12 protein-coding genes are annotated in these 12,434 nt (G+C 60.1%); 6 read left to right on the top strand and 6 right to left on the bottom strand.

What is annotated here, in order from left to right; genetic code table 11:
• Nucleotides 1–145: 145 nt before the first annotated feature.
• The 3 genes from AB1748_RS05855 (at nucleotide 146) to AB1748_RS05845 (ending at nucleotide 1,467) form a co-directional block, all read left to right on the top strand.
• The gene (locus AB1748_RS05855; protein WP_111140900.1) at nucleotides 146–796 is read left to right on the top strand and encodes a CPBP family intramembrane glutamic endopeptidase; all 651 of its coding nucleotides are present in this window, start codon (nucleotides 146–148) and stop codon (nucleotides 794–796) included.
• A gap of 171 nt (nucleotides 797–967) precedes the next feature.
• The gene (locus AB1748_RS05850) at nucleotides 968–1,138 is read left to right on the top strand and encodes a hypothetical protein (RefSeq protein ID WP_003850083.1); all 171 of its coding nucleotides are present in this window, start codon (nucleotides 968–970) and stop codon (nucleotides 1,136–1,138) included.
• Between the two features lie 98 nt (nucleotides 1,139–1,236).
• Nucleotides 1,237–1,467 carry a hypothetical protein gene (locus tag AB1748_RS05845; protein WP_111140901.1) on the top strand — a complete coding sequence of 77 codons (231 nt, stop codon included), beginning with the start codon at nucleotides 1,237–1,239 and terminating at the stop codon, nucleotides 1,465–1,467.
• A gap of 344 nt (nucleotides 1,468–1,811) precedes the next feature.
• Here AB1748_RS05845 and AB1748_RS05840 read toward each other — a convergent pair whose 3' ends face one another.
• From AB1748_RS05840 to AB1748_RS05820, 5 genes are all read right to left on the bottom strand, one after another.
• Nucleotides 1,812–2,240, bottom strand: coding sequence for an OsmC family protein (locus tag AB1748_RS05840; protein WP_111140902.1), 429 nt, complete (start codon nucleotides 2,238–2,240; stop codon nucleotides 1,812–1,814).
• 58 nt (nucleotides 2,241–2,298) lie between these two features.
• Entirely contained in the window at nucleotides 2,299–3,486 is a 1,188-nt protein-coding gene (lldD, locus tag AB1748_RS05835) for an FMN-dependent L-lactate dehydrogenase LldD (RefSeq protein WP_111140903.1), read from the bottom strand.
• Nucleotides 3,486–4,256 carry a transcriptional regulator LldR gene (gene lldR, locus AB1748_RS05830; protein ID WP_367396116.1) on the bottom strand — a complete coding sequence of 257 codons (771 nt, stop codon included), beginning with the start codon at nucleotides 4,254–4,256 and terminating at the stop codon, nucleotides 3,486–3,488. Before lldR ends, lldD begins: the two co-directional genes overlap by 1 nt.
• Entirely contained in the window at nucleotides 4,253–5,908 is a 1,656-nt protein-coding gene (gene lldP / locus AB1748_RS05825) for an L-lactate permease (protein ID WP_367396115.1), read from the bottom strand. Before lldP ends, lldR begins: the two co-directional genes overlap by 4 nt.
• Nucleotides 5,909–6,120: 212 nt before the next feature.
• On the bottom strand, nucleotides 6,121–7,290 hold the full coding sequence (locus AB1748_RS05820; protein WP_367396114.1) for a cyanate transporter: 1,170 nt from the start codon (nucleotides 7,288–7,290) through the stop codon (nucleotides 6,121–6,123).
• Nucleotides 7,291–7,377: 87 nt separating this feature from the next.
• Here AB1748_RS05820 and AB1748_RS05815 point away from each other — a divergent pair, with 87 nt between their 5' ends.
• The 3 genes from AB1748_RS05815 to dbpA all read left to right on the top strand — a co-directional run bounded on the left by AB1748_RS05815 (nucleotide 7,378) and on the right by dbpA (nucleotide 11,902).
• Complete coding sequence (locus tag AB1748_RS05815) at nucleotides 7,378–8,238, top strand: LysR family transcriptional regulator (RefSeq protein ID WP_367396113.1); 861 nt, start codon at nucleotides 7,378–7,380, stop codon at nucleotides 8,236–8,238.
• A gap of 90 nt (nucleotides 8,239–8,328) precedes the next feature.
• Nucleotides 8,329–9,720 carry an amidohydrolase family protein gene (locus AB1748_RS05810; protein WP_367396112.1) on the top strand — a complete coding sequence of 464 codons (1,392 nt, stop codon included), beginning with the start codon at nucleotides 8,329–8,331 and terminating at the stop codon, nucleotides 9,718–9,720.
• A gap of 799 nt (nucleotides 9,721–10,519) precedes the next feature.
• On the top strand, nucleotides 10,520–11,902 hold the full coding sequence (gene dbpA, locus AB1748_RS05805) for an ATP-dependent RNA helicase DbpA (RefSeq protein ID WP_367396111.1): 1,383 nt from the start codon (nucleotides 10,520–10,522) through the stop codon (nucleotides 11,900–11,902).
• A 35-nt stretch (nucleotides 11,903–11,937) separates the two neighbouring features.
• On the opposite strand, the gene AB1748_RS05800 is transcribed toward dbpA, so the two are convergent.
• Nucleotides 11,938–12,330 carry a YgiW/YdeI family stress tolerance OB fold protein gene (locus AB1748_RS05800; RefSeq protein WP_111141841.1) on the bottom strand — a complete coding sequence of 131 codons (393 nt, stop codon included), beginning with the start codon at nucleotides 12,328–12,330 and terminating at the stop codon, nucleotides 11,938–11,940.
• Nucleotides 12,331–12,434 lie beyond the last annotated feature (104 nt).

Genomic DNA, 12,434 nt, shown 5'->3' with positions numbered 1-12,434 from the left:
CCAATAAGTTTTCTCAGTTATCGGCTGGCCTGGTCGGGTGTTTAGTCTGCGGTTAAAATTTAGCGCTTTAAGATTGTTACCGGCTGACTCGACAGCGATCGGGGGCGTTGCTACTATGCGCTAACCTTCGCTGGCTGAGTCGCCTATGAACACCAATTCCGACAGAGTGACCCTGACGCTGTTCTACGTCGGCAGCTTTGTGGTCTATTACCTGGTTACCATGCTGATCACGCTGTTCCCCAACTACAGCGTGCTGCGTAATGACGGCCTGCTGGTGCCGGTACTCTGCCTGTTTGAATTTGCGGTCATCTATCCGCTCTATCGCTTCTACTGCCAGCGCCGCTCCGATTTGCCGCTGGGTGAGCTCTGCACGCTGCAAACGTTGCTGTTTACGGGTGCGCTGTTTGTTCTGATGGCGGCACAGATGCAGTTCATGCAGCCGGAAGGGTGGCTGGTGATGCAGGCCCAGCAGGGTCGTAATTCGCTACTGATCCTGCTGCTGACTGCCGTGCTGCTGGCCCCGGTGTTTGAAGAGGTCCTGTTTCGCGGTTTTCTGTTGCAGGGTTTCCTGCTGTGGGCCCCCCGCAGCCGCTTCGCCTGTATGCTGCTGACCTCCCTGCTGTTTGCGGTGATGCATACCCAGTATGTGCACTGGCAGACGCTGCTTGCCCTGACGCTCTTTTCGCTGCTGCTCTGCTATGCCCGGCTGCGGAGTAACAGTCTGGCGCTGCCTATTTTCCTGCACACGCTGAATAACCTGATCGCGCTGCTGCCCGCCTGGTATTTTGCCGGTTAACCTCTGGCGTCCCCTTTTCTGCGGCGCCTGAACATCCACGCTGTCTCCGGGCCAGGCGGGCTTCCGCCCACACTGTTCATGCCGCCCCGTCACGTTTGTCTATACTGGATGTTAAAAAAGGATAAAAAGCGCCACAGTCCGGACCACCAGACCGTGTTAAGGAGAGGAACCATGTTAATAGGATTTGTGTTGTTAGTGAGCGCGTGCGGTTACGATGCCTGTGAGGCGCTGCCGGTCTCGGAGCGCATCTATCCGACCAAAGTTGACTGCGAAACGATGGCCAATCGTATCCATAAAGTCAGACCCAATGTGGTCCTGCTCTGTGGTGAAGTTCATCGCTGATTCAGGACCAGCGTCAATAAAGCTGGCGGCAACGTTGCAAGCTGGCGCTTTAGCGTACAAAATATAAGCTGTTGTGAACCACTACCGTTGTGAATCCCATGAAAACATCACGCCCCCGTCGTCCTGGTGGACGCTGGGTTTATTATCTTTTATATGATGGCATTCTGTGGCCCTGCCCCGTCCGATGGGAGTGGGAGAGCAGCTATGGCGGCTGGTTACCCTTTTACTATACGCCAACCTTTGAGTTTGTGGTGGGCGATCCACGTAAAGCCTATAAGATTGCGCGCAGCGACGTACGCACCCGACGGCGAGAAGATGCCTGGGCGTAACCGGCTATCCCCACGGCAGCCACGAGGCCGTAAGCAGAAAGTGGACGGCCTCCAGCACGATAATCAGCATCAGTAGCAGCCCCAGCGTATGACGGTCCATGCCTTTCATGGTTCAGGCCCGGAGAGTGGCTGCCCGGCATAGCCGCAGCAACGCCCAAAAGAGGCCCGGCCAAACGCTTTTATTGTGCTCATCTGCCCCCCGCTTCCCCGTCACCCTGGTTTCCTCGCTGTCGGACTGTCAGAAAATGAAAAATGCGCCAGAGGGCGCATCGGTTCCGGTCCCGACAGGACCGAAGGTGCAGAGTATCACGCCCGGGCCGCCCTGCGGCGACCCGCGGCACTCATCAATTGTTCAGAGTGTAATCCAGCGTAATTTCCGCGTTCAGCAACTGAGAAACCGGGCAGCCCGCTTTGGCTTTATTGATGATCTCATCAAAGGCGGACTCATCAATACCGGGCAGAGAGACAGTACTGGTCAGCGCCACTTTAGTGATGGCAAAGCCGTCGCCTTTCTTATCCAGTGACACGTCAGCCGTGGTGTCGATGCTCTGCGGCGTGTGGCCTTCATTACCCAGCATCAGCGACAGGGCCATTGAGAAGCAGGCCGCATGCGCTGCACCGATCAGCTCTTCCGGGTTGGTGCCTTTGCCACCTTCGAAACGGGTGTTGAAACCATAGGGTTGCTGGCTCAGCACACCGCTCTCGGTGCTGACCGTGCCTTTACCTTTGATGTCGCCTTCCCAATGCGCCGAGCCTTTCTTATGAATGGTCATGTCATTCCTCCTGTTGGTTAAGGTAGTAAGTATAGACAATACATTCGCTTTCGCAGGCTCAACTCACGGCGCGGGGACGGGAAGGCGCGAGCTGCGGGCTCAGCAAAGCCTCCGCCTGCACCAGCGAGTCGCGGGTGATTTCGCCGATCGATTTGGCACCGGTAAGCGTCATGGCGACACGCATCTCCTTCTCAATCAGGTTCAGCAGGTTCTCCACGCCGCGCTGACCGTGGGTCGCCAGCGCATAGATAAAGGCCCGCCCCAGCAGCACGCTGTCCGCACCCAGCGCGATCATCCGCACCACATCAAGTCCGTTGCGGATGCCGCTGTCCGCCAGAATCGTGATATCACCTTTGACCGCGTCGGCAATCGCCGGCAGCGCACGCGCCGAAGAGAGCACACCGTCCAGCTGGCGTCCGCCATGATTCGAAACCACAATGCCATCGGCACCGAATCGCACCGCATCCCGCGCATCTTCCGGGTCGAGAATGCCTTTAATAACCATCGGGCCCTCCCAGAACTCGCGTATCCACTCCAGATCGCGCCAGGAGATAGAGGGATCGAAGTTGTTTGCCAGCCAGCCGATATAATCTTCCAGCCCGGTGGGCTTGCCGAGATAAGTGGAGATGTTCCCCAGATCGTGAGGACGCCCCTGCAGCCCGACATCCAGCGCCCACTGTGGATGCGTCACCGCCTGCCAGTAACGCCGCAGCGCCGCGTGCTGACCGCTCATCCCGGAGTGGGCATCGCGGTAACGCGCGCCCGGCGTCGGCATATCGACGGTAAACACCAGCGTCGAGCAACCGGCGGCTTTGGCGCGCTCCAGCGCATTGCGCATAAAACCCCGGTCACGCAGCACATAGAGCTGAAACCACATCGGCCGCGAGATCTGCGGCGCGACCTCTTCAATCGGGCAGACCGAAACCGTCGACAGGGTGAAAGGAATGCCTTTGCGATCGGCCGCACGCGCCGCCTGTACTTCACCGCGGCGGGCATACATGCCGCACAGGCCGACCGGCGCCAGCGCAACCGGCATCGACAGCGTTTCGTTGAAGAGCCTGGTTTCCAGGCTCAGCTCCGACATGTTTTTCAGAATACGCTGGCGCAGCGCCACATCCGAAAGATCCTCCACGTTGCGGCGCAGGGTATGCTCGGCATAGGCACCGCCATCCAGATAGTGAAACAGGAACGGCGGCAGGATACGTTGCGCGGCAGCGCGATAGTCACTGGCAGCGGAGATAATCATCAGTCAGATTCCTCTGGATTACGTGTATCGTTATCGGGCAGGCGGGTGATGCGCGCCTGGCGTGCTTCATCCTCATGCAGACTTTTCAGGGTGGTGTGCACAAACCCCAGATGCTGCATCGCCGCCTGGCGGGCCGCATCGGCATCGCCCGCGAGGATGGCATCGAGCAGCGCCTGATGCTGCTCCGTGAGGCGGGCGAAAATCGCAGGCTGGGTATACATGCGCTGACGGCTCTGCATCACCGACGACTGCAGCAGTTCAAAAAAGCCCCGCATCGTCTGCAGCAGCACCACATTGTGCGACGCCTCGGCAATCGCCAGATGGAAGCGGACATCCGCCTGGGCGGCGAGATCGGGATCGTCACTCTCTTTAAGCTTCAGGGTGGCGTCAAACGCGTACTGCAGCTTCTCTTTATCCGCTTCAGTGGCGCGCAGTGCCGCGTGCCAGGCGGTGCTGGCCTCGATGGCGTGGCGCGCCTCCAGAATGTCATAGCGGTAGTCGGGATCGTCCTGCAGCAGCTGACGAATCGGCTCAACGATGCGCTGTTCCGACCAGGGCGTCAGCTGCTGACGGATCCAGGTGCCGCCACCGCGTCGGCTGACCAGCATCCCGCTGCTGATCAGCTGCTGTATCGCTTCCCGCAGCGAGGATCGCGCCACCCCCAGCTCGGCAGAGAGCTGCCGCTCGGCGGGCAGGCGCATGCCCGGCTCAAGCTGATGTTCGGTAATGTAAGCGCGCAGGCGCTTTACGAGCGTGTCGGCGCCGGTCATGGGATCATCCACGGGAAAACGTAGGCCTGCAGCGTGGTAATCACCCCGACCATGCAGGTGAAAATCAGGCTGTGTTTCACGGTGAAGCGGAACAGGTCCGACTCCTTACCCACCAGCCCGACCGCCGCACAGGCGATGGCGATGGACTGCGGCGAGATCATCTTCCCGGTCACGCCACCGGTGGTGTTGGCCGCCACCAGCAGCACATCGTGCACCCCGATCTGCTGCGCCGTGGTGGCCTGCAGCGCGGCGAACAGCGCATTCGATGAGGTGTCCGATCCGGTCAGGAAAACGCCCAGCCAGCCCAGGAACGGCGAGAAGAAGGTAAAGGCGTGGCCGGTATGCGCCAGCGCCAGTGCCAGCGTGGCCGACAGGCCGGAGTAGTTAGAGATAAACGCAAAGGCCAGCACCATGCCAATAGAGTAAACAGGCAGCGCCAGCTCTTTCAGCGTCTCGCCGAAAGTCTGCAGGGCCGCCCTGGGCTTCATGCGCAGGAAGATCATCGCCATAACCGCCGCAATCAGGATGGCGGTGCCGGTGGCGGAAACCAGATCCAGTTTATAGATGGCCGGATAGGGGGTGGCGCTGCCGACGACCGGCGGCATCCGCGCTACCAGCTCATTCAGCATCGGCACCGGCACCGCCAGCACCCAGTCATAGAGCGCGCCGCCTTTGGCGAACAGCGCCTTAAAGGGCGGAATGCTCCAGAGCGTCACGGTGGCGGTCAGAAACAGGAACGGCATCCAGGCGCGGATCACCTCTCCCGGCCGGTACTTCTTCACCGGCTGCAGAGCCGCATCCGGCTTCGCCTCTGCGTCTGCGAAGCGGAAAATGCGCACCGGCTTCCAGACCCTCAGGAACAGCGTCAGCGAAATCAGCGAGGCGAGCGACGAGATAATGTCGGGCAGTTCCGGGCCGAGGAAGTTAGAGCTGAGGAACTGGGCGATGGCGAAGGAGCCGCCGGCGACCATCACCGCAGGCCACGTCTCTTTCACACCGCGCCAGCCATCCATAATCGCCATAATCCAGAACAGCACAATCAGGGTCAGCAGCGGCAGCTGCCGTCCGGCCATCTGGCCGATAGCAAAACTGTCCAGCCCGGTGACCTGCCCCGCCACAATAATCGGGATGCCCATCGCGCCAAAGGCGACCGGCGCGGTGTTCACAATCAGACAGAGACCGGCGGCGTAGAGCGGGTTAAAACCGAGCCCGACCAGCAGCGCGGCGGTAATCGCCACCGGCGCACCAAAGCCTGCCGCCCCTTCCAGAAAGGCCCCAAACGAGAAGCCAACAATCAGCATCTGCAGACGCTGATCGGGCGTAATCGACAGGATAGAGGCGCGGATAATATCGAACTGGCCGGTTTTCACCGAGATTTTGTAGACGAAGACTGCGGAGATAATAATCCAGGCAATCGGCCACAGCCCATAGAGAAAACCATAGACCACGGCGGCCAGCGCCTGTGCCGCAGGCATCTGATAGAGAAACAGGGCCACCAGCAGCGCCAGCACCACGGTCGTGGTGGCGGCCAGGTAGCCTTTCATTTTGAGCTTAATCAGCGCAAAGAAGAAAAAGAGAATCGGGATTAGCGCGATCAGGCTTGAGAGCCAGATATTACCCAGCGGATCGTAGTTTTGTTGCCAGATCTGCATGCCATTATCTCCAGAGGAAGAGAGGTGACGTGGAACGCAGCCGCAGGCGCTGCATGCCCCGGCCCCGGCAGATTGGTCAGACCAAAACTGCATTTGCGGGGCTTATGGCAACAGATAGTTAATGTATTGTTAATCTGTGGCAACAGAAGTTGCGCCTATTTTCCGGTTGTGTGAACCAGAGAAAAATATCGTCATGATTGGTCCGACCAAAATCAGCGATTCACCTCCGGAAAGGCGGGCTGATAGCTGCGCGGATGGAAACGCAGGTTCAGCGCAATCAGCAGCAGCGTCACCGCCGCCTGCAGCAGCCAGACGCTGGAGAAGGCGCCGGTGAGCGCATGAAGCTGCCCGGCAATAAAGGGCATGCTGCCCGCGATAATAAACCCGACACCCTGCATGAACGCCACCAGCCGTGCGCCCGCCTGCGGCTGTTCCAGATGGTCCAGCGCCAGCACCAGCGCCAGCGGAAACGCGCCGCCTAATCCGAAACCTGCCACACCCGCCCAGAGCCAGGGCGCAAGCTGCGGCGCAAACAGGAAGCCGAGCATCCCGCCGAACTGCATCGCCAGCGTCAGCAGCAACAGCGGACGGCGATCGCGCCCTCGCGCCAGCAGGGGCAGCAGCAACGCGCCGCTCACCTGACAGCCGATCATCATACCGAGCAGGGACCCGCCCGCCTGGGCGCTCCAGCCGAGCTGATGATAAAAATCGGGCAGCCAGGCCACGCAGATGGCATAACCGCCGTTGACCAGCCCAAAGCTCAGCGCCAGCGTCCAGGCCCGGGTTTTGCGCCACAGCGCCGGCAGCGTGACCTCTTCAGTCTGGGCGACCGGTGCAGAGGGGATAAACAGCCAGAGCAGGATCGCCAGCATCACCGGCACGGCCCAGCTGCTCAGCGCGCCCTGCCAGCCAAACAGGCTATTCAGCCACGGCGAAAGGGCCGCCCCTATGCCACCGCCGCCCATCAGCGCGGCGGCCCAGAGTCCGGTGACACCGGCGCTGCGACGGCCAAAACGCTGGCGAATCCATCCCGGCATCGCCATCTGCACGATGCCGATTCCCGCCCCACCCGGAACAGTACTCAACACCAGCCCATATTCGTCGCTGAGTAATCCGCGACTCACCAGCGCCAGCAGCAGCAGCCCTAACCCGCCCGTCAGCAGTTTACGCACGCTGAATCGCTGCATCAGCGGCGCACTGACCAGCGCAATCACGCCCATCATCATCATCGGCAGCGCGGGCAGCAGCGAGGCCGCCAGGGGGGACAGGCCGATGCTCTGCCGCAGCAGATCCAGCAGCGGGCTGACTGAGGTCATCAGCGGCCGCATATTCAGCCCCGCCAGAACCAGCGCCGCCAGCAGCAGGTTGTTCTCTCTGTTCATCTGAGATCCACACAGTTTAAAGTTGCCAGCCTGACAGCAGTCGCTACTATCTGGAAATGAAATATTACTCTGCCAGGTAGTGGAAAAATGAATCGTCATCCGATGTTTACGCCTCAGCAGCTGCTCAGCTTTGTAGCGGTGTGTGAAACCGCCAGTTTTACCCGCGCCGCCGACCGGGTCCATCTGTCGCAGTCCACCGTCAGCCAGCAGGTGCGAAGGCTGGAGGAGATGGTCGGTAAAGCACTGCTGGTTCGCTCCTCGCATCAGGTGCAGATCACCGAAGAGGGCGAGAAGCTGCTGGGCTACGCCCGCCGGATTATCGCCCTGAACGGGGAGGCGCATGACGTGCTCAATGACCAGTGGCGCGACGGCGTACTGCGGCTCGGGGTGCCGGAAGATTTCGCCGCGCCCACCGCCGACCTGCTGGCGCACTTCAGTCGCGCCCACCCGCAGCTGCGGCTGGATGTGATGAGCGGAATGCAGGTGGAACTGCGCCGCGCCTGGCAGCGGGAAGAGCTGGATATCATGCTGATCAAACAGCCCTACGGTGAGCGGCCGCTGGCGTCGCGTCCCGAGCCGCTGCTGTGGCTCGACAGCGCAGCCTGGCCCTGCTTCGAGCAGACACCCGTGCCGCTGGTGCTGTTTCCGCAGCAGGGGCTTTACCGCGATGAGGTCTGTCAGACGCTCGACGCCCTGGGGCGCAGCTGGCGCATTGGCTACAGCAGCGCCAGCCTGGTTGCGCTGGCCGCGGCCAGTGCGCAGGGGCTGGGCCTGACCCTACTGCCTGCCAGCTGTCGCCTGCCGCAGCATCGGGTGCTGGGCAGTGAACAGGGGCTGCCGGTGATCGATACCTTCGAGCTGGCCCTCTTCTGCCGTCATCCTCAGGATCCGCTGCAGCGTGAGCTGGCAGAGTCGCTGGCGGCGTTCGGGCAGTTACGCTGGCAGTGAGAGATCGAATAGCCGTCAGTGGAAAATAGCGCAGCAGAGTTAACCGCCGTTTGTCAGATTAAAACCTTGTTCACTTTGCAGGAGCCTCTGATGCCGATTACCTCTTCACCCAGCCGCCGTGATTTCCTTGGACAAAGCGTTCGCTGGACCGCCGCAGGCGGCCTGCTGGCAGCCGGTCTCGGCCAGGCCAGCGCCGCGACCGCCTCCTCGTCGCCCGCCACCGGACCCGATCGACCCGCTGCCGCCCTGCCCCATCAGGATCACTATCTGCTGCGCAACGTGCGGCTGGAGGAGGGCTTTATCCGCGAGGATGATGAGATTGTGGCAACCCGGACCGGGCTTTACGACATCAGCGTCCGCGACGGCAACATTGACCAGCTGACCGCCGCAGGCCAGGGCGACGCTTCGCTGCCCTCCTGGGATGCGCAGAATGCGCTGCTGCTGCCGGCAACCCAGGATATGCACATCCATCTGGATAAGACCTTCTATGGCGGTCCGTGGCAGGCGCCGCGTCCGCGTCAGGGCAAAACCATTATGGATATGATCGCACGCGAACAGGTGCTGATCCCGCAACTGCTGCCCCATTCCCAGGCGCGCGCCGAAGCCCTGATCGCCCTGCTGCACGCCAGAGGATCCACCCGCGCCCGCAGCCACTGCAACATCGACCCGGTCAGCGGCCTGAAGAGCCTGGAACATCTGCAGGCGGCCCTGGCCCGGCATCCCGACTTTCCCTGCGAGATTGTGGCGTTTCCGCAGCACGGCCTGCTGCACTCTCAGGTTGACGGGCTGATGCGCGAGGCGATGCAGCATGGCGTCGGGTATGTCGGCGGGCTGGACCCGACTAACGTCGATGGCGCGATGGAGAAGTCGCTGGATGCGATGTTTCAGATTGCGCTCGACTACCAGCGCGGCGTCGACATCCATCTGCATGAAACCTCTCCAGCGGGCGTGGCGGCGATTCATTACATGATCGACACCGTGGCGAAAAATCCGCAGCTGAAAGGCCGGGTCACGCTGAGCCACGGTTTTGCTCTGGCGACCCTGGACGGCGCGGCGCTGGATAAGATGATTGAGGGGCTGGCGGAACAGCAGTTCAGCGTCGCCTCGACGCTGCCCATCGGCAAACTCACGATGCCGATTCCGCAACTGCAGGCGGCCGGGGTGAAGGTGATGACCGGCACCGACAGCGTGATCGATCACTGGTCGCCATTCGGAACCGGCAGCATGCTGGAAAAGGCAAATCTCTATGCGCAGCTCTACCGTGGATCGGATGAGTTTTCGCTGTCGCGGGCGCTGGCCATCGCGACGGACGACCGGCTGCCGCTGTCGGCACAGGGAGAACGCCAGTGGCCCGCGCCGGGTGATGAGGCAAGCATGATGCTGGTCTCTGCCAGCTGTTCGGCCGAAGCGGTGGCGCGCATTTCGCCGGTGGTTGCAACCTTCTCGCGCGGTAAACCGGTGTTTGCGCTGCCCCCGGCCTGAGACGCCGCAAACAGCTCCCCTGCGTACAGGAAGGGGAGCCCCCCCTTCCACAGCGGCAATCTTCTGTCAGACTCCGGCCCTGCCGCCAACGCAGCACAAATCACCTGCAGCCAGAAACAACAAAGCCTCCCGATGGGAGGCTCTGCATTTACCTGAGCGCAGTAAGGATTACGCGCTTTTGGCCCATTTATCCTTTGACATCAATTCCATTGCCAGCGCGTATAGGCGACGATCTTCCTGATCACAGGGCTCATCTTCCGCATAACAGCCGATCATGGAGGCGATCTTATCCGCAGATAAACTCTCTCCATGAACATGCAGTGTCAGTACGGCGCGGCCTACTATTTTAAGCACATTCTCATGTGGTCCCTGGATGCTATTACTCAATGAAAATACCCTCTACCGGTCGTTGTACCAGGAATATGGCGCGCTAAATATAAAGCAATTAGCTCAGGATTTTTATCGGCACGAGCACCGATATTTTTTAATGATTAATTCTATTACTGGAGGCTTAGTTAGGGAGTTATCTGATTAACAATGAAATAAATTTTCAAAAACGGCCACTTATAAAGCGATAACTGGCCTCAAATCGGATCTGACATCAACCCGCTCTCCTTTCGCCCGTGTGATTGATAAAAATAAACCACCTTTTTCTGTAAAGTTCAGTCAATTCTTAAGCTCTCTGATGACGATAGTTTCATCACGCTTACCATCGAGGTTCCCGTTGCTGTCAGGCGTGCTTTCTGCCAGACTTGCGGCGCAATAATGCCCGACACCTTCAGCCTCAGAGGCCGCGCCCGTGACCGCTTTTTCTACCCTCAATTCGCTTCCCGACAGCCAGCTCGATAACCTGCGCGAGATGGGCTATACCAGCATGACGCCCGTGCAGGCGGCTACGCTGCCTGCCATCCTGCAGGGACGCGACGTGCGCGCGCAGGCGAAAACCGGCAGCGGCAAAACGGCTGCCTTTGGCATTGGTCTGCTGCACCATATCGACAGCACCCGCTTCCAGACCCAGGCGTTGATCCTCTGCCCGACCCGTGAACTGGCAGATCAGGTAGGCAATGTGCTGCGCCAGCTGGCGCGCTACACCCGTAACATCAAGGTCCTGACACTTTGCGGTGGGCAGCCGATGAGCGCACAGCGCGACTCACTGGTGCATCCGCCACATATCGTCGTCGGCACGCCGGGCCGCATCCTCGATCATATTAACCGCGAAAACCTCAAGCTGGACCAGCTCAACACCCTGGTGCTGGATGAGGCGGATCGTATGCTGGAGATGGGTTTCCTGAACGACATGGAAACGATCATCAAAGCCACACCCGACTCGCGCCAGACACTGCTCTTCTCTGCCACCTGGCCCGATGCCATCTCGGCCATCAGCACCCGCTTCCAGCGCGATGCACTGAGCGTGGTCACGGAAGATGTCAGCGAACTGCCGCACATCGACCAGCAGTTCTTTGAAGCCAGCCACAATGAGAAGCTGGGGCTGCTTATCGCCCTGCTGGGCGACCAGCAACCCTCCTCCTGCGTGGTCTTCTGCAACACCAAACGTGAATGTGACGAGGTCGCTGAGGCGCTTAACGCGCGCGATATCAGCGCCCTGCCACTGCATGGCGATCTGGAGCAGCGCGACCGCGAGCGTGTCCTGATCCGCTTTGCTAACGGTAGCGGCCGCGTCCTGGTGGCGACCGATGTCGCCGCGCGCGGGCTCGACATCAAATCCCTGGCGATGGTCGTCAACTATCAGCTCGCCTGGGACCCGGAAGTCCACCTGCACCGCATTGGCCGTACGGCTCGCGCAGGTGAACATGGCGTTGCGGTCAGCCTGGTCGCCGCCGATGAAATGGCGCGCGCGCATGCGCTGGAGGATTTCCTGCAGCAGAAGCTGCCGTGGGTGTCAGCCAGCACGCTGAAAAAGGGCAGCAGCAAGCCGCTGCCTGCCGCGATGATGACGCTCTGTATCGATGGCGGCCGCAAGGCCAAAATTCGTCCGGGGGATATTCTGGGCGCGCTGACAGGTGAAGCCGGTTTCCGCGCCGAGCAGATAGGGAAAATCGTTCTGACGCCGACCCACGCCTATGTGGCAATTGAGGCGAACCAGGCCAAAGCGGCGCTGGTGAAGCTCAGGCAGGGTAAAATCAAGGGCAAAACCTGCCGGGCGATTCTGCTGAAGGATTAAGGAAAAACGGGCGAGGATTACCCTCGCCCGCGCTATTATGGCTCGTCGATCTGTGTCACATGCAGAGTTGTTTTGTCACCTTTGCCGTGCACCTTGCCGCTCACGCGCACTTTGTCATCGGCGGTGTAGGTTTTGCCCCCGAATGTCTTTTTCGAGGCGATAATCGGCAACGTGCCGGTGTTATCGCGGAACTGATACCGCTCACCCTGCTCTTTCTTCACGATATACCCTTCCAGCGTCACATAGCCGCCCTGACGGAAATCGCGGATCTGATTGATATGCGTCTGACCGGTATCTTCTGAACCTTTATAACCCGCATCCTGCTTATGCTGCGGCGGTGGCGTATCACCGGCTTTGAATCCACCCTCTTCGGCCGATACCCCTGCACTCATCAACACCAGCAATGACGCTAAAATCACTTTTTTCATTTCACACTCCTTTATTGGAAAGGTGTCCATGCTGAACCTTCAGCATTAAGCCTGGCACAATAATGGGCGTCCGTTTTATTTCACCCTTCTCTTCTCACTTTTTT

This window comes from Pantoea sp. Ep11b (assembly GCF_040783975.1).
Taxonomy (GTDB): Bacteria; Pseudomonadota; Gammaproteobacteria; order Enterobacterales; family Enterobacteriaceae; genus Pantoea.
Note: the sequence above shows the minus strand (reverse complement) of the source record. Positions and strands in the feature narration are given on the sequence as shown.

Excerpts from the sequence above, each read along its gene's own strand:
- lldP (WP_367396115.1), bottom strand. The coding sequence starts at position 5,908 with ATGCAGATCTGGCAACAAAACTACGATCCGCTGGGTAATATCTGGCTC.
- AB1748_RS05840 (WP_111140902.1), bottom strand. The coding sequence starts at position 2,240 with ATGACCATTCATAAGAAAGGCTCGGCGCATTGGGAAGGCGACATCAAA.
- lldR (WP_367396116.1), bottom strand. The coding sequence starts at position 4,256 with ATGACCGGCGCCGACACGCTCGTAAAGCGCCTGCGCGCTTACATTACC.
- AB1748_RS05845 (WP_111140901.1), top strand. The coding sequence starts at position 1,237 with ATGAAAACATCACGCCCCCGTCGTCCTGGTGGACGCTGGGTTTATTAT.
- AB1748_RS05855 (WP_111140900.1), top strand. The coding sequence starts at position 146 with ATGAACACCAATTCCGACAGAGTGACCCTGACGCTGTTCTACGTCGGC.
- AB1748_RS05820 (WP_367396114.1), bottom strand. The coding sequence starts at position 7,290 with ATGAACAGAGAGAACAACCTGCTGCTGGCGGCGCTGGTTCTGGCGGGG.
- AB1748_RS05810 (WP_367396112.1), top strand. The coding sequence starts at position 8,329 with ATGCCGATTACCTCTTCACCCAGCCGCCGTGATTTCCTTGGACAAAGC.
- AB1748_RS05850 (WP_003850083.1), top strand. The coding sequence starts at position 968 with ATGTTAATAGGATTTGTGTTGTTAGTGAGCGCGTGCGGTTACGATGCC.
- lldD (WP_111140903.1), bottom strand. The coding sequence starts at position 3,486 with ATGATTATCTCCGCTGCCAGTGACTATCGCGCTGCCGCGCAACGTATC.
- AB1748_RS05800 (WP_111141841.1), bottom strand. The coding sequence starts at position 12,330 with ATGAAAAAAGTGATTTTAGCGTCATTGCTGGTGTTGATGAGTGCAGGG.
- AB1748_RS05815 (WP_367396113.1), top strand. The coding sequence starts at position 7,378 with ATGAATCGTCATCCGATGTTTACGCCTCAGCAGCTGCTCAGCTTTGTA.